The following is a 24,329-nucleotide window of genomic DNA, read 5'->3' as shown; positions in this document are numbered from 1 at the left end:
AGGCGCTGCCGGATCATTGTCGGGACGCGCTGGTTACGCGTCGGTAGCGGATCGGGGGAAGATCACCGTGGGCGAGATCAATCACTTTGAGTACGGGTGGATCACACCCGCGCTCAGCTACGCGCTGTCCGTGCTCGGCTCGGCGCTCGGACTGGTCTGCGCGGGGCGGATCCGCACCGCCACCGGTGCCGGCCAGCGGGCGTGGTGGGGCCTGCTCGCGGCCTGGGCGTTGGGCGGCACCGCCATCTGGGCGATGCACTTCATGGCCATGCTCGGGTTCGCCGTCAGCGGCACCCGGATCCGCTACGACGTGCCGCTGACCGCCGCCAGCACGGTGATCGCGATGGTCGGGGTCGGCATCGGCCTGGCCATCGTGGGCACCGGTCGGCTCACCGCGCTCCGATTGCTCGCCGGTGGCCTCTTCACCGGCGCCGGAGTGGCCGCCATGCACTACACCGGCATGGCGGCGATGCGCCTGGACGGCACGCTCGGCTACGACCCGCTGCGGGTGACGCTCTCCGTCGTGGTCGCGCTGGTGGCCGCCACTGTCGCGCTCTGGCTGGCGATGACCGTCCGGCGCGGCGTCGCCATCATCGGTTCCGCGCTGGTCATGGGCGTCGCCGTGAACGGCATGCACTTCACCGGCATGAGCGCGCTGTCGGTGCACCTGCACGAGGGCCGGGGCGCGGCCACCGGCGGCACGGAGGTCAGCGGCCTGCTGGTGCCGATCGTGCTCGCGGTGGTCTTCGGGGTGGTCGGGCTGGTCTACGCGCTGCTCGCCGCGCCGTCCGACGACGATCGGGCCGGGGCGGCGTACGTGGCGGCCCGGCTTGACGGCGCGACTCCGGCGGCCGAGGCCGAGCCGGCACCCGACCCGGTGGGCCTGCGGGCGACCCGCGCGACGCCCGGGCAGCCGGCGCCGGACCCGGTGGGCCTGCGGGCCCGCTCGACGCTGGCGCAGCCCGGCGCCCAGTTCCCCTCCCGCCGGAGCACCGACCCGCGTCCCTGACGTTCCCCGCTCGCACACACATTCACGGAAAGAGTGGCCATCCCGCCCGGAATGGCCACTCTTTCCGTGAAACAGGCGGGGCGGAGAGGGGGGTGGGGTGGGGCTGAGGCGGGTGGGGGGTCAGGGGTGGGGGGTGGCTAGCGCGTCGACCAGGCGTCGGCAGGAGCCGGCCAGGTTCCAGCGTTGCGCCAGGTCGAGCAGCCGGTCCGGGTCGGCCGGGGACGTCGGCAACGCCGGGTCCAGCTCGGGCAGTGGCACGTCGGTGGCGACGCGGACGACCTTGGGCGCCACGGCCAGGTAGTCGCGGGCGGCGTCGAGCTTGCCGCGCAGGCCCGGCGCGAATCCGGAAGCGGGATCGTCGAGCGCGGCGAGGATGCCGTCGAGGCCGCCGTAGCGGTCGATCAGCCGGGCGGCGGTCTTCTCACCCACTCCGGACACCCCGGGCAGGCCGTCGCTCGGGTCGCCACGCAGCGCGGCGAAGTCGGCGTACCGGTCGGCGGGCACGCCGTAGCGGGTCCGCACCGCGGCGTCGTCGCAGTCGTCCAGCTTGGCCACGCCCCGCCCGACGTAGAGCAGGCGGGTCGGGTGGGTGTCGTCGACGAGCTGGAACAGGTCGCGGTCGCCGGAGACCACCTCGACCGGGCCGGGCTGGGTCACCGAGAGCGTGCCCAGCACGTCGTCGGCCTCGTAGCCGGTGGCGCCGACCGCCGGGATGCCGAGCGCGTCGAGCACCTCCAGGATCATCGGCACCTGCGGGGAGAGCGTGTCCGGCACGACCTCGCCACCCTCCGGCGCGACCCGGTGCGCCTTGTACGACGGCAGCAGCTCCACCCGCCAGGCCGGCCGCCAGTCGTGGTCCAGCGCGCAGATCATCCGGTCCGGACGGCGGGTGCGCACCAGCTGGGCGAGCATGTCGAGGAAGCCGCGCACGGCGTTGACCGGCTGGCCGTCGCCCGTCTTCGCGGCCGACTCGGGAATGCCGAAGTAGGCGCGGAAGTAGAGGCTGGGGGAGTCGATCAGCAGGATCGGGGGTCGGTGTGCCACGCCGACCACTGTGGCACAGCCCTCCGACGGGGTGGGGGACGCGCTCGCCGGGCCGAAAACCGGGGGCCCGGCCGACCCCGGTGCGCGCAGACTGGCCCGGTGAGCTTCGTACCCGGTCTGATCCTGGCCCGCCGGTTCCACGACGAGGTGGTGGCCCCGCTGCTGGCCCGCCGGCTGCCCGGCCTGCGGTACGCCGCCGGTCTGCTCGACGGCGGCTCCGAGCTGTTCGGCCTCGACACGCCCCGTTCCACCGACCACGACTGGGGTCCGCGTACCCAGGTGTTCGTGGCGGACGCGGCGCGGGCGCCGGCGGTGCGCGCGGTGCTCGACGCGGAGCTGCCGGCGGAGTTCCTCGGCTGGCCGGCCCGGTTCTCCGGTGGGCCGACGGTCCGGCTCGGGGTGGTCCGGGCGGACGGCGACCGGCACGGGGTGAGCGTCGACGAGCTGGGGGCGTGGCTGCGGGACCGGCTGGGAGTCGACCCGCGGGGCGGCCTGACGACGGCGGACTGGTTGGCCACGCCGACCCAGCGGCTCGCCGAGCTGACCGGCGGCGCGGTCTTCCACGACGGGCTGGACGGGGCGCTCACCGAGGTCCGGGCCCGGCTGGCGTGGTATCCGGACGACGTGTGGCGGCACGTGCTGCTGGCCGGCTGGCAGCGAGTGGCGCAGGCCGAGCACCTGGCCGGCCGCTGCGCCGAGGTCGGCGACGACCTGGGCAGCCGGGTGGTCGTCGCCGGGCTGGCCCGCGACCTGATGCGTCTCGGCCTGGTGCTGCACCGTCGCTGGCCGCCCTACTCGAAGTGGCTGGGCACGGTCTTCGCCGGCCTGCCGGCGGCGGCGCCGGTCCGGGACGCGCTGGCCGTCGCGCTCGGGCCCGGCGACTGGCCGGCCCGGCAGGCCGGCCTGGTGCGGGCCCTGGAGACGGTGGCCGCCTGGACCAACGACGCCGGGCTGGCCGCGCCCGTGGACCCGACCGCCCGGCCGTTCCACGACCGGCCCTTCCTGGTGCTGCACGCGGGGCGGTTCGTCGAGGCGCTGCGCGCGTCGATCGCCGACCCGGAGTTGCGCGACCGGCCGCCGGTCGGCGCGGTGGACCAGTACGTCGACAACGTCGACGTACTCACCCACGCGGACCGGGTCCGCGGGATCGCGGCGGCGGTGGCCGCGACCGGGTGAGGACGCCACGGGGCACTTTGTTCCGGACTTTTCACAAGGCGCGAAAAAAGGAGGGCGGAGCGCTCCGGGGAATTGACATGCGCCACTGCCTGCGGGGAGGGTCCAGCGCACGGGCGGCCACCCCCGGCACGCCCGAGCCCCGTTCCCCGCACTCCACCCGTCCCGGAGCTGCCCATGTCGCCCCTCCCGTCCGCCCGCCGCCGACTGCTCGCCGCGTTGGCCGCGCTGCTCACCGCCGGGGCGTTGACCGCCCCGGCGGGGCCGGCCCGCGCCGCCGACCCGCTGCTGTCCCAGGGCCGGCCCACCACCGCCTCCTCGACCGAGAACGCCGGCACCCCGGCGTCCGACGCCACCGACGGCAACACCGGCACCCGCTGGTCCAGCGCGTTCGCCGATCCCCAGTGGATCCAGGTCGACCTCGGCGCGACCGCCACCGTCTCCCGGGTCAGCCTGACCTGGGAGGGGGCGTACGCGCGGGCGTACCAGGTGCAGACCTCGACCGACGGCGCCACCTGGACCACCGTGTTCGGCACCACGACCGGGGACGGCGGCACCGACGACCTGACGGTCACCGGCACCGGCCGCTACGTGCGGGTGTACGGCACCGCGCGGGCCACCGGCTACGGCTACTCCCTCTGGGAGTTCCAGGTCTACGGCACCACCGGCGGCGGCAGCGGCTGCGACACCGCGACGAACGCGGCCCAGGGCCGACCGGCCACCGCCTCCTCGACCGAGAACGCCGGCACCCCCGCCTCGGCGGCTGTCGACGGCAACCCGGGCACCCGGTGGGCCAGCGTCGCCGCCGACCCGCAGTGGCTCCGGGTCGACCTGGGCAGCGTGCGCACCGTCTGCCGGGTGGTGCTGACCTGGGAGGCCGCGTACGCGCGGGCGTACCAGATCCAGACCTCGACCGACGGCGCCACCTGGACCACCGTGCACGCCACCACCAGCGGAGACGGCGGCACCGACACGGTGACCGTCAGCGGTTCCGGCCGCTACGTGCGGGTGTACGGCACCGCGCGGGCCACCGGCTACGGCTACTCCCTCTGGGAACTCGTCGTCAACACCACCGGCGGCGGCACCGTGCCGGGTGGTGGGCCGCTCGGGCCCAACGTGCTCACGTTCGACCCGTCGATGTCCGCCGCCACCATCCAGGCCCAGCTCGACGCCGTCTTCCGCACCCAGGAGTCGAACCAGTTCGGCACCGAGCGGTACGCGCTGATGTTCGCCCCCGGCGACTACTCCGGCATCAACGCGCAGATCGGCTTCTACACCTCGATCATGGGGCTCGGCCGGAACCCGGGCGACGTGCGCATCCACGGCGACGTCACGGTCGACGCCGGCTGGTTCAACGGCAACGCCACCCAGAACTTCTGGCGCTCGGCGTCGAACATGCGGGTCTATCCGTCCGCCGGGTTCACCCGCTGGGCGGTGTCGCAGGCCGCGCCGTTCCGCCGGATGGACATCCAGGGCGACCTCAACCTGGCCCCGAACGGCTACGGCTGGGCCAGCGGCGGCTACATCGCGGACAGCCGGGTCACCGGCGTGGTCCAGCCGTACTCGCAGCAGCAGTGGTACACCCGGGACAGCAACGTCGGCGGGTACCTCAACGCGGTATGGAACGTGACCAACTCCGGCGTCGTCGGGGCGCCCGCGACCAGCTTCCCGAACCCGCCGTACACCACGCTGGCGCAGACCCCGGTCAGCCGCGACGTGCCCTACCTCTACCTGGACGGCGGCACCTACCAGGTGTTCGTGCCGTCCACCCGGACCAACGCCGTCGGCGCCTCCTGGCTGGGCGGCGCCACGCCCGGCACGTCGATCCCGCTGAGCCAGTTCTACGTGGCGAAGCCCGGTGACTCGGCGGCCACCATCAACGCCGCGCTGGCCCAGGGGCTGAACCTGCTGTTCACGCCCGGCGTCTACACCGTCGACCAGACCATCGCGGTGAACCGCCCCGGCACGGTGGTGCTCGGCATCGGCTACCCGACGCTGGTGCCGCAGAACGGCGTGGTGCCGATGACGGTCGCCGACGTCGACGGGGTCCGGCTCGCCGGGCTGCTGTTCGACGCCGGCGCGGTGAACTCACCGGTGCTGTTGCAGGTCGGCCCGGCCGGGTCGGCCGCGCGGCACGCCGCCGACCCCACCTCCGTGCAGGACGTGTTCTTCCGCATCGGCGGCGCGCACGCCGGGAAGGCGACCACCAGCCTGGTGGTCAACCAGGACGACGCGTTGATCGACCACATCTGGGCCTGGCGGGGCGACCACGGCGCCGGCATCGGCTGGACCGTGAACACCGCCGACACCGGCCTGATCGTCAACGGCGACAACGTCACCGCGCTCGGGCTCTTCGTCGAGCACTACCAGAAGCACGAGGTGATCTGGAACGGCGAGAACGGGCGCACCGTCTTCTTCCAGAACGAGTTGCCGTACGACCCGCCGAACGCCGCCGCCTGGACGAACGGTTCCCGGGTCGGGTACGCGGCGTTCAAGGTCGCTGACGCGGTCACCTCGTTCGAGGGCTGGGGGATGGGCAGCTACTGCTACTTCAACGTGGACCCGACCATCGCCGCCTACCACGCCTTCGAGGCCCCGACCCGGGCCGGCGTGCGGTTCCACGACCTGCTCACCGTCTCGCTGGGCGGCAACGGGTCGATCACCCACGTCATCAACGACACCGGCGGCCCGGCGCAGGGCACGAACACCGTGCCGGTCAACGTGGTCAGCTATCCCTGACCGGGCCGGAGGGGCGGCCGACGTGCGCCGGCCGCCCTCCGGCTCAGGGCGTCCGGGCGGGCGTCGGGTGCGGCGTCGCGGCCGCGTCGGCGGGCACGTCGACAGCGACCGGCGCGAGGGACAGCGCCCGGGCGGCGGCGAAGCCGACCAGCGGGCGGTAGATCCGGACCGAGTCGGCCAGCGCGGAGAAGTGCGATCCCGAGTTGCCGGCGTGGTAGCGGGTGGCGATGTCGACCTGCTCGATCGGCAGCCCGGCCCGCGCGGCGTCCAGCAGCACGTTCATCTCGTACTCGAAGCGGTCGCCGGGGATCGTGGTGAGCCGGTGCAGCAGCCCGGCCGGGTAGGCGCGCAGGCCGGTCTGGGTGTCGCGGACGTCCCGGCCGGTGGCCAGCCGGAACGCGACCCGGGTCGCGGCGTTGCCGAACCGGCTGCGGGCCGGGACCTCGCCGTCGAACCGGCGCACCCCCAGCGTCTGCGCGCCGGTGTCGCGCATCCGGTCGGCCACCCGGACCACATCGGAGACCCGGTGCTGGCCGTCGGCGTCCACACAGACCACGTCGTCGTCCGGGCGGTGCGTCATGGCGTACCGGAAACCGGTGCGCAGCACCACGCCCTTGCCCCGGTTGACCCGGCGGCGCAGCACGGTCGCGCCCCGGGCGCGGGCCTCGGCGAGCACCGCGGCGGCGGCCGGGCCGCTGCCGTCGTCGACGACCAGCACGGACGCCCCGGGCAACGCGGCGGTCAGGTCGGTGACGAGCGGCGGCAGCCGATCCCCCGGTCGGTACACCGGCACCAGCACGATCACGAAACCCTCCCGGGGTGGCGTCGTCCGCCGGCGCGGCCCGCCGGGTCGATCGACGAGCGTTCTACCCCGCGCGTCGGGCGGCCAACCCACGCGTCCCGAGCAGCCGCTCGACGCGCTGGGCGGCGCGGGTCAGCCCGCGCTCGCGGCGCAACAGCGCCTCCGGGGTACGCAGGCCCAGATAGCCGATCCGGCAGGCGACCCGGGCCGCCCGCTCCCGCCGCGCCGGCACCGGATCCGGGCCGGTCACCGGCACGTCCCGCAACTGCGCGCCGCGCAGCCCGAGCACCCGACCGGCGAGCAGCCGGATCCGGGGCAGGTGCCAGGGGTGGGAGACCAACCCGAGCGGGTGGTCGGGGGTGAAGCCGGCCGCGCCGAGCAGCCCGTCCTGGACGCTGAGCGCGAGGTTCTGCAGCGTGGTGCGGGAGCGGGTCTCCGCGTCCAGCCGGGCGTACGCGTCGAGGCCGGCGTCGCGGGCGAGCGCCCGCATCAGCTCGCCCTCCCGGCAGTCGGCCGGCGGGTCCGGTGCCCCGGCCGGCCCGTGCGGCCAGCCGCCGGTGAACACCACCCGCGCGTCGGGCGCGGCCCGGAACTCGGCCGCGTGCGCGCGGACGTACCCGACGGCGGCCCGGGTCCGCGCCGCGCTCTCGGCGGTGAGCCGGTAGCCGTCGTCGCCGGCCACCACCCCTCGGCCGAAGACCAGCAGCCCGGGGGCGGTCGGGGGCAGGCCCGCACGGGGGGGGCCGCCCGCGGGGGGGGGGGGGCGGGCCGGCGGCGACCCGAAGGGGGGAGGGCCGCCGCCGGCCGCCCGGTCAGGAGGTGGGGAAGTTGTCCGGGGTACGGATCCGGTTGCGCAGGTACGCGCCGGACTCGGTCAGCACCGAGGTGCCGGTGAAGTTCCCCGCCGCGCAGGTCCCCGGCCGCAGCGCCGCGCTGCCCTCGGCCGCGTCGGAGAACGTCCAGTTGGCATAGCTGATCTTCAGCCGGTCGAGCAGGTCGAGCCAGGCGTTGCTGCTGGCCGTGTCGACCGCGCCGTCACCGGTGTAGGTCACCGTGCCGAACTCGGTGACGAACAGCGGCAGCCGGGCGGCGGCCCGCTGCACCTCGTTGCGGTAGTTGTCCTTGTGCGACGCGGCGTAGAAGTGGAACGTGTACATGATGTTCTCCGCGCGGACCGGATTGTTGACGATCTCGTCGGAGTTGCCGCCGTCGGAGACACCGAGCGACGACCAGCCCCGCGTGCCGACGATGACCACGGCGTCCGGGTCGTTCGCCCGGATCACCGGGATGACCTGCTCGGCGTAGGCGCGGATGGTCGACCAGCTCACCCCGTTGGGCTCGTTGGTGATCTCGTAGATCACGTTCTTCTTGGCCGCGTTGCGCGCCGAGACGTTGGCGAAGAACGTCTTGGCCCGGTCCAGGTTGTACGTCGGGTCGCCGGGGGTCAGCGTGTGGAAGTCGATCAGCGCGTACATGCCCCGGGCCTCGGCCTTGTCGACGAGCGTGTTCACCTGGTTGGTGAAGCCTGCCGGGTTGGTCTCGTAGCCCTGCTCCTGCACGTACATCGAGATGCGCAGCAGGTCGGCCTGCCAGTCGTCGGCGAGCGCGTTGAGCGAGGCGTCGGTGTAGCAGTTGGCGAACCACTGCAACCCGTGCGTGCTCATGCCGCGCAGCTGGATCGGTCGCCCGTACTGGTTGCAGAGGTTGACGCCGCAGACGCGGAGCTGCCCGTTGATCGCGACCGGCGTGGTACCGGTCGGCGGCGGCGGGGTGGTCGGCGGCGGCGTGGTCGGCGGCGGTGTGGTGGGGGGCGGCGTGCTGGTGCCGCCGGTGCAGACCGTGCCGTTGAGCGTGAACGAGGTCGGGTTCGGGTTCGACCCGGTCCAGGAGCCGTTGAAGCCGACGGTGGTGCTGGCGCCGGTGCCGAGTGCGCCGTTGTAGTCCAGGCTGCGCGCGGTCACCGCGGCGCCGCTCTGCTGCCAGGTGGCCGACCAGCCCTGCACCAACCGCTGGCCCCCGTCGGGGAAGGTGAAGCCCAGCGTCCAGTTGCTCACCGGGTCGCCGAGGTTCTTCACTGTCACGTTGGCGGTGAAGCCGCCCTGCCAGGAGTTGGTGGTGTAGGTGACGGCGCAGCCGGTCGCCGCCATCGCGTCCGTCGTCGGCATGACGGCGGTGGCCGTCAGGGCGAGCGCGCCGACCGCGCCGCCGACGAGCAGATGCCGCCGGGACGGGCGGGGAATCGAGAACATGCGGGAAGGTCCCATCTGGTGGGTGGTGATCGGACGGTGCCCGTCGTCGACCTGCCCGGAAAGCCCGACGTGGCGGCCTGTGGAGCGCTCCCACGCCGAGGGTAGAGGCGCACGCCGATACGTGCAACCGGCGATCAGCGCCGGGAGCGTCGCCCGCCGTAGAGCCGCAGCGCGTTGCAGACGTCGAACACGCCGGGCACGTCCCAGGCCAGTTCGGCGGCGACCCGGCGGGTCTCCGGGTCGGCGACCAGGCCGGCGAGGATGACCACCCGGTTCTGCACGGTGACGGTAATCTGCTGCCGCCGGGTGGTCCAGTCGGCGCTGAGCCGCTGGGCGACCAGGGAGGCGAGCCGCACGTCCGCGCCGGCGGGCTCCGGCCCGTCGCCGGCGAACGGGAACTCGGGGTACGGCCAGGGCATCATCACTGCGGAGGGCTCCTTCTGTTCGCTCATGACCTCGGGCCGGATGCGGCACCCGACGTCGAGGCGCGGTCGTCGACGACGGTGAAGACCCGGTCGAGCCGCATGGTGTGCAACACGGTGAGCACGAACCGCGACGGCGCCACCAGGCACAGCCGCCGGCCGTCCCGCCGGGCCTCCTGGTGCGCGCGGACCAGCAGGCCGAGACCGACGGAGTCGATCACCTCGAGTCCGGCGAGGTCGACCAGCACCCGATCGTCCCGGACGAGCCGGTCGGCCAGCGCCCGGCGTACCGCCTCGGCGGAGTCCGCCTCCGGCGCGGCCGGCCGCCCGCCGACCTGCTCCAGATCGTCCAGGCACATGCCGTCGTCGGCGACCGCCGCCCGGGCGCTGCACCGGGGGCAGTGGTGCGGTCCGGAGGCGAACGGCGAACCGACCCAGCCGTGCTCGAAGACCAGCGTCCAGACCACCTCGGCATCCGGCAGCGTGGTGCCCGTGCCGGTGACGCTGTCGCCGCAGCCGTCGCAGATCAGCATCATCAGGTGTTCCGCCGGTACGACCGTCACACCTCCTCCTTCCGCCGGGCGCCCGGACCGGACGACGCCGATCGGCCCGCCCCGGGCCGGCCGGCGGCCAGCACCGCCAGGATGACGGCCAGGGCGGCGAAGCCGGACTGCACCAGCAGGGACAGCAGCACCGTGCCGCCCGGCCGCCGGTCGACCAGCCCGGTCACGATCGCGCCGAGCAGCGCGGCGGCCACGCCGAGCGCCAGGGTCAGCCAGACCGGGACGGCCTTGCGCCCCGGGACGGCCAGCCGGCCCACCCCGCCGATCGCGAGCCCCACGACGAGCGCCCCGACGAGCGTGCTGACGGTCACCACTCCTCCTCAGCGCGATGCGGACGAGACCCGAGCCCGGCCGCGCGCGGCCGGGCGGGGGGTGTCGACGATGGGAACGGTCGCGCCGAGCCCGGCCGTGACCAGGATGCGCCGGATCCGGGGGTGCGGGTTGCTCAGCGTGAGGGTGCCGTGACGCCGGGCCAGTCGGCGGTGCGCGTCCAGCAGCAGCGCGATGGCGGCGGCGTCCACGTGCCGGCAACCGGCCAGGTCGATGGTCACCTCCCGGGGCCGCAGCGCGAGGACCCGGTCCAGCACGTGCGCGACCTCCGGCAGCCCGGCCAGGTCCAGCTCGTCGGTGATCTCCACCCGGACGTGCGGCACGGAGGACTCCGGCTGCGGGGCGGGCGGCAGGGTGCTGGTCATCAGGTCGCTTTCGGGACGGGTTCCGGTTCGGTCCCACTCTGGGCGGCGATCTTGGAGGTCACCGGACGGTTGGATGACGGTTCGATGACAAAAACCACGAACAGCCGACGCGATTGGGCGACCTGTGCCGGGCCGGTCATGATGCCCATATGACGGCCGTACTGGTGATCGAGGACGACGACCGCATCCGGCTCGCGCTCCAGCTCGCGTTGGAGGAGGAGGGCTACCAGGCCGACGGGGCGGCGACCGCGGAGGAGGGGCTGCGCCGCCAGCGGGAGAGCCCGGCCGACTACGTGTTGGTCGACCTGATGCTGCCCGGCATCGACGGCTTCGACTGCATCCGCCAACTGCGCCGCGACGACGACGTCCCGGTCGTCGTGATCAGCGCCCGCGACGACACCCACGACATCGTCGCCGCGCTGGAGGCCGGCGCCGACGACTACGTGGTCAAGCCGGTCGCGATCAAGGAGCTGTCGGCCCGGCTCCGCGCGCTGCGCCGGCGGGCCCGGACCGTGGCCGGCCCCGCGCCCGCCCAGTTCTTCGGCGACCTGGAGATCAGCGCGGAGGCCGGCGAGGTGCGCCGCTCGGGCCGACCGGTGCCGGTGACGCGGACCGAGTTCAGGCTGCTCTGCGAGCTGGCCGAGCACGCCGGCCGGGTGCTGTCCCGCCAGCAGTTGCTGAGCCGCGTCTGGGGCTACGAGACCGGCGACGAACGGCTGGTCGACGTGCACGTGGGTCGCCTGCGGCAGAAGATCGAGCCGGATCCGGCCAACCCCCGCCACCTGGTCACGCTCCGGGGCCTCGGCTACAAGCTGCAACGATGAGCCGACCCGGACTGCGCGCCCGGGTCACCGCCGCGTTCGCCGTCGGCGCCCTGCTGCTGGCCGCGCTGATGGCGCTCTTCTCGTACGACCTGACCCGCCGTTCGCTGCTCGACGAGCGGGAGCGCACCGCGGTCCGGGCCGCGTACTACGACGCCGCGGTGGTCCGGTCGGGGCTGGACACCGACACCCCGGACGTGGTGGCCGTGCTGCGCTCGCTGGACACCGGCAGCGCTCGGCGGCCGCTGCTGCACCTGCGCACCGGTTGGTACGCCCGTACCGCCGACGTGGGCGCCAGCTCGGTGCCGGCGGAGCTGCAACGCGTGGTCGCCGACGGCCAGCCCGCCGTGCAGCGGATCCGCCTCGACGGGCAGCCGACGCTGCTGGTCGGCGTGCCGCTCCCCGGCGAGTTGGGCTACTACGAGCTGACCTCGCTGCGCGAGGTGGAGGACACGTTCCAGGTGGTCGGGCTGGCGCTGACCGCGGTGGCCATCATGATCGCCGGGGCCGGCGCGGCGCTGGGCTGGTACGCCACCCGCAACAGCCTCCGGCCGCTCACCGCGGTCGCCGACGCCGCCGAGCGGATCGCGGCCGGCGACTTCGCCACCCGACTGGACCCGACCACCGACCCGGACCTCACGCGCCTGTCCAGCTCGTTCAACGAGATGGTCGACAAGCTGGTGCAGCGGATCGACCGGGACCGGCGGTTCGCCGCGGACGTCAGCCACGAGCTGCGCTCGCCGCTCCAGACGCTGGCCGCGGCGGCGAGCGTGCTGAACCGCCGCAAGGAGCACCAGGACGAGCGCACCGCCACCGCGGCCGGCCTGGTGGCCGACGAGGTGGCCCGGTTCCAGCGGTTGGTCGACGACCTGATCCAGCTCGCCCGCACCGAGCAGCCGGCGCACCGCCAGACGGTCGACGTGGCCGAGTTGGCGCGGGCCGCCTGCCGGGAACGGTCGCTGCCGGAGAGCCTGGTGGAGGTGGCCGACGGCGTACCGCACCAGTGGTGGATCGACCGCCGCCGGATCGCCCAGGTCCTGCTGAACCTGCTGGAGAACGCCGAGCGGTACGGCGGCGGCCCGGTCGCGGTCCGCCTGGGGGCGGCGGACGGGGTGGGCGTCCTGGAGGTCGACGACGACGGGCCGGGTGTGCCGCCGGCGGACCGGGAGGTCATCTTCGACCGCTTCGTCCGGGGGCGGGCGGCGCACGCCCGGGCCGGCACCGACGGCACCGGCCTCGGGTTGGCCCTGGTGGCCCAGCACGCCGCCGCGCACGGTGGCACGGCCGCCGTGCTGGGCCGGGACCGGGGCGCCCGGTTCCGGGTCGAGCTGCCGGGGGCGGTCCGGTGACGCGGCGCGTGGTTCGGGGCCGCACGGTCGGGGACGGTGCGGTGGCGCGGCGCGCGGACGCGGCTCCCGTGGTCGGGGGGCGCCCGACCACGCGGCGTCTGGTGCGTGCGCTGCTCGCGGTGGTGCTGCTGGCCGGCTGCGGCGTGCCGGTCGACGACGAGCCCCGGCTGGTGCAGCCGCCGCCCGGGCGGTTCCCGACGCCGGCGGGCACCTCGACGGCCGACCCCGACGGGCGGGTGGACGAGCCGTTCTGCTTCGTGCGCGACGACGGGCTGGCGGTGGTCACCCGCCGGGCGGACGGCCTGCCCGGGGTGGACGCCCACCTCCAGCACCTGCTGGCCGGGCCGGACCGGGCGGAGCGCGAGCGAGGGCTGGCCACCGCGTTGCCGGGCACGGTGGCGGTGGCCGGCGCGGCGCTGACCGGCACCGTCGCCACGGTCGACGTGCGACAGGCCGGCGAGGAGACCGGCCGCAACGACGAGGTGCTCGCGTTCGGGCAGATCGTGTGCAGCCTGACCCAGCGACCGGACGTGGACAGCGTCGCGTTCCGCCGGGACGGCCAGCCGTTGGAGGTGCCGCGTGCCGACGGCAGCGTGTCGGCGCTGCCGCTCACCGCCGCCGATTACCGCCCGCTGCTGCCTCGCTGATTTTTTGTCCGCTTATGAGGCAAACATCCATCGTCCGTTCGGTTGATTTGCCGGTGACCTTTGGTCTAGTGTTGCTCCCACGACCGGTGTGGGAGTCCCACCCGTTCTCCGAGGACAGGAAGGGCAGCATGACCACGATGACCATGGCACCGTCCGTCACCGAGGTGCACCGCGCGCCGCAGAACGGTGAGGAGTCCCGTGCCAGCGAGCTGATCGCGGCGCTCGCCGAACTGCCGGCGGACCACCCGAAGCGGGCCGCCCTGCGCAATCAGGTCATCGAGGCGTGGCTGCCGCTGGCCAACCACCTGGCCGCCCGCTACAGCGGTCGCGGCGAGCCGGCCGGCGACCTCGCGCAGACGGCGGCGCTGGGCCTGATCAAGGCGGTGGACCGGTTCGACGCCTCCCGTGGCGTCGACTTCGCCGGTTTCGCCATCCCGACCATCCTCGGCGAGATCAAGCGGCACTTCCGTGACCGCACCTGGAACATCCGGGTGCCGCGTCGCCTCCAGGAGCTGCGGTTGCGCATCTCCGAGGCGAACAGCTCGCTGACCCAGACGCTCAACCGGGCGCCGACCGTCGCCGACATCGCCGCGCACCTCGGCGTCACCGAGGAAGAGGTCCTGGAGGGCCTGGAGGGCGCCCGCGCCTACAACGCGGTCTCGCTCTCGACCCCGATCGGCGACGGTGACAGCGCCACCGAGCTTGGTGACACGCTCGGCATCGAGGACAACGAGTACGAGCTGGCCGACCTGCGCGCCTCGCTCGGCCCGGCGCTGGCCACGCTCGACGAGCGGGAGCAGAAGATCCTCACGCTCCGCTTCTACGGCAACCTGACCCAGAGCGAGATCGCCGCCAAGGTCGGTGTCTCCCAGATGCACGTGTCGCGGCTGCTCGCCCGCGCGCTGACCAAGCTGCGGGGCCAGCTCACCGAGGCGGCCTGACCGACCGGCGCACACCACGTCCCGACCGCCACCGGCCCCGCGCCGGTGGCGGTCGCGTCATGTCAGCGCCGCCTCGCTGTTCAATTCTTGCAAGAATATGACGTACGATGCCGCCGTGACGAAGCGTTTGACGGAGGTGGCCCGCAAGGCGGGCGTCAGTGAGGCGACCGTGAGCCGGGTGCTCAACGGGCGCGGCGGCGTCTCCGAGGCGACGCGGACGGCCGTGCTGACCGCCCTGGACGTGCTCGGCTACGAACGCCCGACGAAGCTGCGCGGGGAGCGGGCCCGACTGGTCGGGCTGGTCCTGCCGGAACTTCAGAACCCGATCTTCCCGGCGTTGGCCGAGGTGGTCACCGGCTCACTCGCCCAACGCGGCTTCACCCCGGCGCTCTGCGCCCGCACCATCGGTGGCGTGCCCGAGTCCGGCTACGTGGAGATGCTCCTCGACCACCAGGTCAGCGGCGTCATCTTCGCCGGTGGCTCGTACGCGCTCGCCGACGCCTCGCACGAGCACTACCGGCGGCTGACCGACCGGGGCCTGCCCGTGGTGCTGGTCAACGCCGGCGTCGAGGAGTTGGGCTTCCCGCGCGTGTCCACCGACGACGCGGTCGCGGTCGAGCAGGCGTACGGGCACCTGCGTTCGCTCGGACACGAGCGGATCGGCATGGTGCTCGGCCCGGAGGATCACGTGCCCTCGCGGCGCAAGCTGGATGCCATGGTCCGGGCCGCCGGCTGGGGCGCGGACGACCGCCTCGTCGAGCGGTCCAGCTTCTCCATGGAGGGGGCGCGGGTCGCGGCGACCAAGCTGATCGAGCGCGGGGTGACCGGCATCGTCTGCGCCAGCGACGTGCTGGCCCTCGGCTCCATCCGCGCGGCCCGCCGGCTCGGCCGCGCGGTGCCGGCCGACGTGTCGGTGGTCGGCTTCGACGACTCCGCGTTCATGACCTGCACCGATCCGCCGCTGACCACGGTCCGGCAGCCGATCGAGACGATGGGGCAGGCCGCGGTGGACCTGCTGGTCACCCAGATCGAGGGTGCCGGTGTGCTGCACGACGAGTTGCTCTTCGAGCCCGAGCTGGTGGTACGCGGCTCCACCGCCCCCGCTCCCCGCTCCTAGCCCCGCCTTCCGCCCGCGCCCGCGCCCGCGCCGCGCTTTCCGGCGCCGCTCCTTCCGCCGGCTCGCCCCGGCGGTGCGGAGCGGGGAGGGCTGCTGACCGGTCCCTTTCGAGCTGAGAGCAGAAACGACTCAGCCGGCGTCGCCGCCCGGCCAGGCCTCGCCGTGCCCGCACGCCGTGCCCGCACGCCTCGCCGCGCCCGCACGCCTCGCCCGCACGCCTCGCCGTGCCCGTACGCCGCGCCGCCGCACGCCGCGCCCGCACGCCTCGCCGCCCCCGTACGCCGCGCAGCGCCTCGCCCGTACGCCGCGCATCGCCGTGCCCGCACGCCGCGCCGCACTCCCGCCTTGGTCGGGCACTTGTCCGCACCGCCGGTGACGGCGAGGCGATATCACCGTCGACTCAGCTCGAAAGCGCCGGTCGAGTGCTCCCGGCCGCCTCGGCCGATCCGCCTCGGCCGCCCCGTCCGACCACCCGAACCCATCCGTCGTCTCGATCATCCGTAGTCAAGTCGTGTTCTTTCGTCATCGAGTTGAAACCTTGCCGTCAAGAGTCGGCTTCGCTACATTGACTCCACTCACCGGCGGTCACCCACACCAGTGAAGGTCCTCGACATAACCGTTCCCGAAGGGATGGACAGATGTCCGTACCGCAATATCGGAAGGTCGCGGCGGCGGCGCTCGCGGCCGGCCTCGGGCTCAGCCTCGCCGCCTGCTCCACGAAGGGCGACGACTCCGCCGACGCCGGCGGCAAGGTCACCATCACTGTCGACTGCCAGCCGGTCGGCGCCCAGAAGGAGCTGCTGAAGAACTGGAACGACGACGTCGCCGAGTTCCAGCGGCAGAACCCCACCATCGTGGTGAAGAGCGTCAGCGTCGGCGAGCAGTGCAACAACCCGCCCGACTTCACCGCCCGCCTCGCCGGCGGCACCGTCACCGACGTGTTCTACGGATACATGACCGACCTTCAGCAGGTGCTGGACTCCGGCCAGGCGATGGACATCACCGACTACGTCGGCAAGGACACCATCCCCACCTGGGACAGCGTCGACCCGGCGCTCAAGGAGGTCTTCACCGACGGCGGCAAGCTCTACGGCGTACCGGTGAAGAACTACTCGATGGGCCTGGTCTACAACAAGGCGCTGTTCCAGCGCGCCGGGCTCGACGCGGCCAACCCGCCGAAGACCTGGCCCGAGGTGCGGGCCGCGGCCAAGAAGATCTCCGCGCTCGGCGGTGGCGTCGCCGGGTACTCCGAGTACAGCGCCGGCAACACCGGCGGCTGGCACTTCACCTCGCTGCTCTACTCCCAGGGCGGCCAGGTGCTCAGCGCCGACGGTAAGAAGGCCGACTTCAACAACCCGATGGGCAGGCAGGTCCTGCAGAACCTCAAGGACATGCGGTACGGCGACAACAGCATGGGCAGCCGCCAGCTTCTCCAGTGGGGTGACCTGCTCACCAACGCCGGCGCCGGCAAGGTCGGCATGTTCATCGGCGCGCCCGACGCCACCCAGGCGATCGTCAGCCAGTTCCAGGGCAAGTACCAGGACTGGGCGATGGGCCCGCTGCCCGGCCAGGACGGGCCCGCCAAGGCGACGCTCGGCGGCGGCGAGGGCTACTTCTTCAAGAAGGGCCTGAGCCCGGAGCAGGTGAAGGCCGGTCTGAAGTGGATCGCCTACCAGAAGCTCACGCCCGGCAAGGGCCAGTTCGACTACGTCCGCGCCAAGCCGCAGAACTACCCGGTCGGTCTGCCCCAGCCGCTGCTGTTCACCAACGGCAGCGACGCGCAGAAGCAGGAACTGGAGCTGCGCAAGGCCAACGCCAACGTGGACACCACCAACTTCACGGCCTTCGAGGCCAACCCGGTGCCGATCAAGGGGGAGCCGCGTAACGCCCAGGCCATCTACGCGGTGCTCGACGCCGCGATGTCCGGGGTGCTGACCAACCCGAACGCGAACATCGACGCCCTGCTCAAGACCGCCGAGGACAAGGTCAACCAGCTCCTCGCCGCCGGTAGCTGACCCGACCGGGGTGGGGGCCGGACGCACCGGCCCCCACCCACTACCGCAGGAGTCGTCTTGGCGCTCACCACCGCCCCGGGTGCCACCCGCACCCCCGGCCGCCCCGCCCTTCCACCGCAGCGTTCCGCCGCCCGGCGGGCCGGGCTCGGCCGGAAGGTACGGGACAACCTGACCGGGCACACGTTCCTCATCGGCGCGGTCGCCTGCTTCGCCGTCTTCTCCTGGTATCCGATGGTCCGCGGCGTGGTGATGAGCTTCCAGCGCACCCGGCGCGGCGAGACCACCTGGGTCGGCTGGGACAACTACGCCCGGATCGTCGCCGACCCGAGCTTCTGGACCGCCTGGAAGAACACCTTCGTCTTCACCGGCCTGGCGCTCGTGCTCGGCTACGCGGTGCCGTTCTTCGTGGCGATCCTGCTCAACGAGCTACGCCACGCCAAGGGCTACCTGCGGGTGCTGGTCTACCTGCCGGTGATGCTGCCGCCGGCGTCCGCGCTGTTCCTGTTCAAGTTCTACGCGTACGACCCGAGCGAGGCGGGACTGTTCAACGCGGTGCTCACCGCGCTGGGGCTGCCCACCTCGGAGTGGATGCAGTCGCCGACCATGACGATGCCGGCCATGGTGCTGGCGTCGACCTGGATGAACATGGGTGGCGCCGTGCTGATCTACCTGGCCGCGTTGCAGAACATCCCCGGCGAGCTGTACGAGGCGGCCGAGATCGACGGCGCCGGGGTGTGGCGGCGGATCGCGCACGTGACGATCCCACAGACCCGGCTGATCCTCGCGCTGCTGGCGATGCTCCAGATCGTGGCCACCATGCAGCTCTTCATCGAGCCGCTGATCCTCGCCAACGGCGCCGGCACCCAGGACTCGGCGACCTCGGTGGCGTACCTGATCTATCAGCACGGCTTCTTCCAGAACGACCTCAACGGCGCCGCCGCGCTCGGCGTGATCATGCTGGTGGTGCTGGCCGGGTTCTCCGCCGTCTACGTGCGACTGACCGCGAGACAGGACTAGGACATGGCCGCCGACTCCACCACCCGTACCCTCATCTCCGCGGCCCAACTGCGGCGCGGTCGTGGCCGGGTCCTCTACTGGACCGTGCTCGCCGTCGTCGTGGTGACGTTCACGCTGGTCTTCCTCGGCCCGCTCTACTGGATGGTCACCGGTGCGCTCAAGAGCGGCCAGGAGATCGCGCAGACGCCGCCGTCGCTGTTCCCGCGCGACCCGCAGCCGCAGAACTACGTCGACGCGTGGACCAACCTCGACCTGGCGAAACTGCTGTTCAACACGTTCTACTACGCCACCGGCGCGGTGCTGTTCCAGCTCGTGTTCGACACCGCCGCCGCGTACGCGTTGTCGAAGCTGCGCCCGGTGCTGGGTGGGCTGATCCTCGGCCTGATGCTGGCGACGTTGATGATCCCGGCGATGGTGCTGATCGTCCCCCAGTACGTGACCGTGATCGACCTGCCGATCGTGCACCTCAACCTGCTGGACTCGCCGTTCGCGATCTGGCTGCCGCTGGTCGCCAACGCGTTCAACATCTTCCTGCTCAAGCGGTTCTTCGACTCGATCCCGGAGGATCTGATGGCCGCCGCCGTGATGGACGGCGCGTCGCCGCTGCGTACGCTCCGGTCGATCGTGCTGCCGATGTCCCGTCCGATCCTCGGCGTGGTCGCCATCTTCGCGGTGACCGCGGTCTGGAAGGACTTCCTCTGGCCCAAGCTGGTCATGCCGTCGCCGGAGACGCGCACGGTCAGCGTCGGCATCTACGCCTTCGCCGGCGGCACCCCGATGAACGTGGTGATCGCCGCGTCGGTGATCGCCGCGATCCCCACCGTCCTGCTGTTCCTGATCTTCCAACGGAACATCATGTCCGGCCTGACCACCGGCGGGCTCAAGGGCTGACCGGGCGTCGCCGCCCCGCAGCCGGCCACCGAGCCCCGCCGCAGCAGAACCGACCCGCAGAAAGCAGGTGACCGTGTCCATGGTCGACAGCAGCCCGTGGTGGCGCTCCGCGGTGATCTACCAGGTCTATCCGCGCAGCTTCGCCGACGGCAACGGCGACGGAATCGGTGACGTCGCCGGCATCCGGTCCCGCCTGGACCACCTGGCCGCGCTCGGCGTCGACGCGATCTGGTTCAGCCCCTGGTATCCGTCGCCGATGGCCGACGCCGGCTACGACGTGGCCGACTACCGCGACATCGACCCGGTCTTCGGCACGCTCGCCGAGGTGGAGGCGCTGATCACCGAGGCGCACGCGCTGGGCATCCGGACCATCGTCGACGTGGTGCCCAACCACTGCTCGGACGCGCACCCGTGGTTCCAGGCGGCGCTGGCCGGCGGCCCGGACGCGCCGGAGCGGGACCTGTTCTGGTTCCGCGCCGGCCGCGGCCCGGACGGCTCCCGGCCGCCCACGGACTGGACCGGCGAGTTCGGCGGCCCCACCTGGACCCGCACCACCGACCCGGACGGCACGCCCGGCGACTGGTACCTGCACCTGTTCGCCCCGCAGCAGCCCGACTTCAACTGGGACCACCCCCGGGTGCGCGCCGAGTTCGAGGACATCCTGCGGTTCTGGTTCGACCGGGGGGTGGACGGCATCCGGATCGACTCGGCCGGCCTGCTGGTCAAGGACGGCACGCTGCCCGAGGTCGACCCGGACCGGCCGCACCCGTTCCACGACCTCGACGGCGTGCACGACGTCTACCGGGCCTGGCGGCGGATCGCCGACAGCTATCCGGGCCAGCGGGCGCTGGTGGGGGAGGTGTGGCTGCCGGACCGGCAGCGGTTCGCCAACTACCTGCGCCCGGACGAGCTGCACACCGCGTTCAACTTCGACTTCCTCGGCTGCGCCTGGGACGCCGTCGCGCTGCGGGACAGCATCGACGGCACGCTGAGCGCGCACGCGCCGGTCGGCGCGCCGGCCACCTGGGTGCTGTCCAACCACGACGTGACCCGGCACGTCACCCGCTACGGCCGGGCGGACACCACGTTCAGCTTCGCCGCCAAGCGCGAGGGCATCCCCACCGACCTGGAGTTGGGCACCCGCCGGGCCCGCGCCGCCGCGCTGCTCAGCCTGGCGCTGCCCGGCGCCGCCTACGTCTACCAGGGCGAGGAGCTGGGGCTCTGGGAGGTCGAGGACATCCCGTACGCGCTGCGGCAGGACCCGATGTGGGAACGCTCCGGACGGGTCGACCCGGGCCGTGACGGCTGCCGGGTGCCGCTGCCCTGGCAGGGCGACACGCCGCCGTTCGGGTTCAGCCCCGACGACGCCACCGTCGCGCCGTGGCTGCCGCAGCCGGCGGACTGGAAGGACCGCACGGTCCGCGCCCAGGTCGGCGACCCGCACTCGATGCTGGAGTTGTACCGGGCGGCGCTGGGCCTGCGCCGGGCCGAACCGGCACTCGGCGACGGCGCGTTGCGCTGGCTGCCCGCGCCGGAGGGGGTGCTCGCGTTCGCCCGCGAACCGGGCTTCGCCTGCCTGGTCAACCTCGGCCGCGAGGCCGTGCCGCTGCCCGCGCACGACCGGCTGCTGCTGGCCAGCGGCCCACTCGACGACGACCGGCTACCACCGGACACCGCGGTCTGGCTGCGTACCGGATCGCGCTGAACCGCGGCGGCGCCGGCGGCTCCGTCCCGCCGCCGGCATCACCGCGCCGCACCACGACCGGCGGCCCGTCCCGGCCGCCACCGCACCCGGGAGAAAGGAACAGCACCGCCGCAACGGGGGACCTGGCCACCGACGAAAGGGAGCACACCCCGCATGGCCGAGCACCGCACCGCGCACCGCCACCGCAGGACCGGGCTGGCGGCCCTGACCGCCGCCGCGCTCGCCGCCTCGACACTCACCGTCGTGGCGTTGACCTCCACCGCCACCCCGGCGCAGGCCGCCGGGCTGTCCCCGTTCGACATCGCCGGCCGCGGCGCCACCGTCGGATTCCGGGAGCAGGAGGCGGAGCAGGCCGCGCACAACGGCACGAGGATCGGCCCGGACCGCCGCTACGGCACGCTGCCGTCCGAGGCGTCCGGCCGGGAGGCGGTCACGCTCGACGCGGTCGGGGAGTACGTCGAGTTCACGCTCGCCGCCCCGGCGAACGCCGTCACGTTCCGCTACAGCCTGCCGGACAACGCCGCCGGCACCGGCCGGGACGCCGCCATCGACCTGCGTGCGAACGGCACGCTGGTCAAGGCCGTGCCGGTCACCTCCCGGTACGGCTGGTTCTACGGCGGCTACCCGTTCAACAACAACCCGGGCGACACCAACCCGCACCACTTCTACGACGAGACCCGGGCGATGTTCGGCACCACCTACCCGGCCGGCACGAAGATCCGCCTCCAGGTCTCCTCGACCGCGCAGTCGCCCACGTTCACCATCGACCTGGCCGACTTCGAGCTGGTCGGGGCACCGATCGCGAAGCCGTCCGGGGTGCTGGACGTGGTCACCGACTTCGGCGCGGACCCGACCGGCGCCACCGACTCCACCGCGAGGTTCCAGGCCGCGGTGGACGCCGGCAAGGCGCAGGGGAGGGCGGTGTGGATCCCGGCCGGCACGTTCACGCTCTGGGACCACGTGGTGGTCGACGGTGTGACGCTGCGCGGCGCCGGGCCGTGGTATTCGGTGCTCGGCGGCCGGCACCCCACCGACCGCAAGCGCGCCGCCGGCATCTACGGCAAGTACGTGCCCGGCGGCGGCTACTCCGGGGAGATCCGCCCGCACGAGGCCGGCGGGCCGAGCCGCAACGTCACGCTGCGGGACTTCGCCATCATCGGCGACATCCGGGAGCGGGTGGACGAGGACCAGGTCAACGCGCTCGGCGGCGCGATGACGAACTCGGTGGTGGACAACCTGTGGTTGCAGCACACCAAGGTCGGCGCCTGGATGGACGGCCCGATGGACAACTTCACCATCCGCAACAGCCGCATCCTCGACCAGACCGCCGACGGGGTGAACTTCCACTGGGGCGTCACCAACTCCACGGTGACCAACACGTTCGTCCGTAACACCGGCGACGACGCGCTGGCCATGTGGGCGCAGAGCGTGCCGAACGTCGGCAACTCGTTCACCCACAACACCATCGGCGTGACGGTCCTGGCCAACCACCTGGTCACGTACGGCGGGCGAAACATCACCATCGCCGACAACGTGACCGCCGACTCGGTGACCAACGGCGGTGGCATCCATGTGGCGAACCGCTATCCGGGCGTCACCGGGCCGACGGCGGTGGCCGGCACCATCACGGTCGCCCGCAACACGCTGATCCGCAACGGCAACTCCGACTACAACTGGAACTTCGGGGTCGGCGCGATCTGGTTCTCGGCGCTCAACGAGCCGATCCAGGGCGCGGCGATCAATGTCACCGACACCGACATCCTGGACAGCTCGTACGCGGCGCTGCACTGGATCGAGGGGCAGACCAGCGGCATCAGCTTCAATAATGTGCGCATCGACGGCGCGGGCACGTACGCGCTCCAGGTGCAGGCGCCCAGCCAGGTCAGCTTCACCAACGTGCGGGCCACCAACATCGCGCAGGCCAACCCGATGCACAACTGCGTCGGCAGCGGCTTCCAGATCACCCAGGGCGCCGGCAACTCCGGCTGGTACACGGCCACCCCGTACTGCGGGCCGTGGCCGCAGCCGCAGTGGGGCAACGGCCCGTCCAGCCCGCCGCCCACCAGCGTGCCCCCGACCACGGCTCCGCCGACCACCGCCCCGCCGACCACGCCGCCGCCGGCCGGCGGGAACCTGGCCCTGGGCCGGCCGGCGACCGCCACCAGCGTCAACCAGACGTACGCGGCCGGCAACGCGGTCGACGGGAACGCGGCCAGCTACTGGGAGAGCGCCAACAACGCGTTCCCGCAGTCGGTGACCGTCGACCTCGGCGCGTCGCGCACGGTCGACCGGGTGGTGCTCAAGCTGCCGGCCGGCTGGGAGCGCCGCACGCAGACGCTCTCCGTGCTCGGCTCCACCGACGGCTCCTCCTACAGCACGCTCGCCGCGTCGGCGGGCCGGGTGTTCGACCCGGCGGCCGGCAACAGCGTCTCGATCGCGCTGCCGTCCGGCACCCGCCGGTTCGTCCGGGTCACCGTCACCGGCAACACCGGCTGGCCGGCCGCCCAGCTCAGCGAGCTGGAGGTGTACGGCGGCGGCACGACCACCCCGCCGCCCACCACGACCGCGCCGCCGACCGGCAACCTGGCCGCCGGCCGGCCGGTCGCGGAGACCAGCCACGCCGACGTCTACGGTGCCGGCAACACGGTCGACGGCAACGCGAACACCTACTGGGAGAGCGCCAACAACGCGTTCCCGCAGTCGGTGACCGTCGACCTGGGCAGCGCCCGGCCGGTGGCCCGGGTGGTGCTGAAGCTGCCACCGTCGGCGGCCTGGCAGACCCGCACCCAGACGGTGTCCGTGCTCGGCTCCACCGACGGCGCGTCGTTCACCACGCTCAAGGCGTCGGCCGGCTACCCGTTCGACCCGGCGAGCGGCAACACCGTGTCGATCGCGGTGCCCGCCGGTGACCGCCGCTTCGTGCGGCTGACGTTCACCGGCAACACCGGCTGGCCGGCCGGCCAGCTCTCCGAGTTCGAGGTCTACGCCTCCTGACCCGGCGCGGGGGGGGGGGGGGGGGGGGGGCCCCGCCCCCCCCCCCCCCCCCCCCCCCCCCCCCCCCCCCGCCGCCCCCCCCCCCCCCCCCCCCCCGCCCCCCCCCCCCCCCCCCCCCGCCCCCCCCCCCCCCCGC

22 protein-coding genes are annotated in these 24,329 nt (G+C 73.2%); 13 read left to right on the top strand and 9 right to left on the bottom strand.

Annotated elements, in window-relative coordinates; genetic code table 11:
* The first annotated feature begins 67 nt into the window (after nucleotides 1-67).
* Nucleotides 68-1,009 carry an MHYT domain-containing protein gene (locus ACH495_RS19890; RefSeq protein ID WP_396859215.1) on the top strand — a complete coding sequence of 314 codons (942 nt, stop codon included), beginning with the start codon at nucleotides 68-70 and terminating at the stop codon, nucleotides 1,007-1,009.
* A 120-nt stretch (nucleotides 1,010-1,129) separates the two neighbouring features.
* Here the strand turns inward: ACH495_RS19890 and ACH495_RS19885 are convergent, their stop codons facing one another.
* Complete coding sequence (locus tag ACH495_RS19885; RefSeq protein ID WP_396859214.1) at nucleotides 1,130-2,053, bottom strand: 5'-3' exonuclease H3TH domain-containing protein; 924 nt, start codon at nucleotides 2,051-2,053, stop codon at nucleotides 1,130-1,132.
* Nucleotides 2,054-2,152: 99 nt separating this feature from the next.
* Between ACH495_RS19885 and ACH495_RS19880 the strand changes: the two genes are divergently transcribed.
* Nucleotides 2,153-3,229 (top strand): DUF4037 domain-containing protein, encoded by a 1,077-nt coding sequence (locus ACH495_RS19880; protein ID WP_396859213.1) that lies wholly within the window; start codon nucleotides 2,153-2,155, stop codon nucleotides 3,227-3,229.
* A gap of 174 nt (nucleotides 3,230-3,403) precedes the next feature.
* Nucleotides 3,404-5,965 (top strand): discoidin domain-containing protein, encoded by a 2,562-nt coding sequence (locus tag ACH495_RS19875; protein ID WP_396859212.1) that lies wholly within the window; start codon nucleotides 3,404-3,406, stop codon nucleotides 5,963-5,965.
* Nucleotides 5,966-6,008: 43 nt separating this feature from the next.
* Here the strand turns inward: ACH495_RS19875 and ACH495_RS19870 are convergent, their stop codons facing one another.
* From ACH495_RS19870 to ACH495_RS19835, 8 genes are all read right to left on the bottom strand, one after another.
* Entirely contained in the window at nucleotides 6,009-6,770 is a 762-nt protein-coding gene (locus ACH495_RS19870; RefSeq protein WP_396859211.1) for a glycosyltransferase, read from the bottom strand.
* A gap of 61 nt (nucleotides 6,771-6,831) precedes the next feature.
* On the bottom strand, nucleotides 6,832-7,449 hold the full coding sequence (locus tag ACH495_RS19865) for a YdcF family protein (RefSeq protein WP_396859210.1): 618 nt from the start codon (nucleotides 7,447-7,449) through the stop codon (nucleotides 6,832-6,834).
* A gap of 130 nt (nucleotides 7,450-7,579) precedes the next feature.
* A complete protein-coding gene (locus ACH495_RS19860; protein WP_396859209.1) occupies nucleotides 7,580-9,016 on the bottom strand; it encodes a cellulase family glycosylhydrolase in 1,437 nt (478 codons plus the stop codon).
* Between the two features lie 134 nt (nucleotides 9,017-9,150).
* Nucleotides 9,151-9,441, bottom strand: coding sequence for a BON domain-containing protein (locus ACH495_RS19855; protein ID WP_396859244.1), 291 nt, complete (start codon nucleotides 9,439-9,441; stop codon nucleotides 9,151-9,153).
* 23 nt (nucleotides 9,442-9,464) lie between these two features.
* A complete protein-coding gene (locus ACH495_RS19850; protein WP_396859208.1) occupies nucleotides 9,465-10,001 on the bottom strand; it encodes an STAS domain-containing protein in 537 nt (178 codons plus the stop codon).
* Entirely contained in the window at nucleotides 9,998-10,312 is a 315-nt protein-coding gene (locus tag ACH495_RS19845; protein ID WP_396859207.1) for a hypothetical protein, read from the bottom strand. Before ACH495_RS19845 ends, ACH495_RS19850 begins: the two co-directional genes overlap by 4 nt.
* A 9-nt stretch (nucleotides 10,313-10,321) precedes the next feature.
* Nucleotides 10,322-10,696 (bottom strand): STAS domain-containing protein, encoded by a 375-nt coding sequence (locus ACH495_RS19840; protein WP_396859206.1) that lies wholly within the window; start codon nucleotides 10,694-10,696, stop codon nucleotides 10,322-10,324.
* Entirely contained in the window at nucleotides 10,696-10,845 is a 150-nt protein-coding gene (locus ACH495_RS19835; protein WP_396859205.1) for a hypothetical protein, read from the bottom strand. The genes ACH495_RS19840 and ACH495_RS19835 overlap by 1 nt, the downstream gene beginning before the upstream one ends.
* Here ACH495_RS19835 and ACH495_RS19830 point away from each other — a divergent pair, their 5' ends adjacent.
* From ACH495_RS19830 to ACH495_RS19785, 10 genes are all read left to right on the top strand, one after another.
* On the top strand, nucleotides 10,846-11,520 hold the full coding sequence (locus tag ACH495_RS19830) for a response regulator transcription factor (protein WP_396859204.1): 675 nt from the start codon (nucleotides 10,846-10,848) through the stop codon (nucleotides 11,518-11,520).
* Nucleotides 11,517-12,866 carry a sensor histidine kinase gene (locus tag ACH495_RS19825; RefSeq protein WP_396859203.1) on the top strand — a complete coding sequence of 450 codons (1,350 nt, stop codon included), beginning with the start codon at nucleotides 11,517-11,519 and terminating at the stop codon, nucleotides 12,864-12,866. The genes ACH495_RS19830 and ACH495_RS19825 overlap by 4 nt, the downstream gene beginning before the upstream one ends.
* Before the next feature lie 101 nt (nucleotides 12,867-12,967).
* Complete coding sequence (locus ACH495_RS19820; protein WP_396859202.1) at nucleotides 12,968-13,513, top strand: GerMN domain-containing protein; 546 nt, start codon at nucleotides 12,968-12,970, stop codon at nucleotides 13,511-13,513.
* 128 nt (nucleotides 13,514-13,641) lie between these two features.
* Nucleotides 13,642-14,454, top strand: coding sequence for a SigB/SigF/SigG family RNA polymerase sigma factor (locus ACH495_RS19815; RefSeq protein WP_396859201.1), 813 nt, complete (start codon nucleotides 13,642-13,644; stop codon nucleotides 14,452-14,454).
* 115 nt (nucleotides 14,455-14,569) lie between these two features.
* Nucleotides 14,570-15,571: a LacI family DNA-binding transcriptional regulator gene (locus ACH495_RS19810; RefSeq protein WP_396859200.1), complete on the top strand. Its 1,002-nt coding sequence runs from the start codon at nucleotides 14,570-14,572 to the stop codon at nucleotides 15,569-15,571.
* 638 nt (nucleotides 15,572-16,209) lie between these two features.
* Nucleotides 16,210-17,586, top strand: coding sequence for an ABC transporter substrate-binding protein (locus tag ACH495_RS19805; RefSeq protein WP_396859199.1), 1,377 nt, complete (start codon nucleotides 16,210-16,212; stop codon nucleotides 17,584-17,586).
* Between the two features lie 57 nt (nucleotides 17,587-17,643).
* On the top strand, nucleotides 17,644-18,603 hold the full coding sequence (locus tag ACH495_RS19800; protein WP_396859198.1) for a carbohydrate ABC transporter permease: 960 nt from the start codon (nucleotides 17,644-17,646) through the stop codon (nucleotides 18,601-18,603).
* A gap of 3 nt (nucleotides 18,604-18,606) precedes the next feature.
* A complete protein-coding gene (locus tag ACH495_RS19795; RefSeq protein ID WP_396859197.1) occupies nucleotides 18,607-19,494 on the top strand; it encodes a carbohydrate ABC transporter permease in 888 nt (295 codons plus the stop codon).
* A gap of 79 nt (nucleotides 19,495-19,573) precedes the next feature.
* On the top strand, nucleotides 19,574-21,199 hold the full coding sequence (locus ACH495_RS19790; RefSeq protein ID WP_396859243.1) for a glycoside hydrolase family 13 protein: 1,626 nt from the start codon (nucleotides 19,574-19,576) through the stop codon (nucleotides 21,197-21,199).
* Between the two features lie 153 nt (nucleotides 21,200-21,352).
* Complete coding sequence (locus tag ACH495_RS19785; protein WP_396859196.1) at nucleotides 21,353-24,193, top strand: discoidin domain-containing protein; 2,841 nt, start codon at nucleotides 21,353-21,355, stop codon at nucleotides 24,191-24,193.
* Nucleotides 24,194-24,329 lie beyond the last annotated feature (136 nt).

The organism is Micromonospora sp. NPDC018662 (genome assembly GCF_044391475.1).
Classification (GTDB): Bacteria; Actinomycetota; Actinomycetes; order Mycobacteriales; family Micromonosporaceae; genus Micromonospora.
The sequence above is the reverse complement of the archived record's forward strand: the minus strand, read 5'-3'. Positions and strand labels throughout refer to the sequence as shown.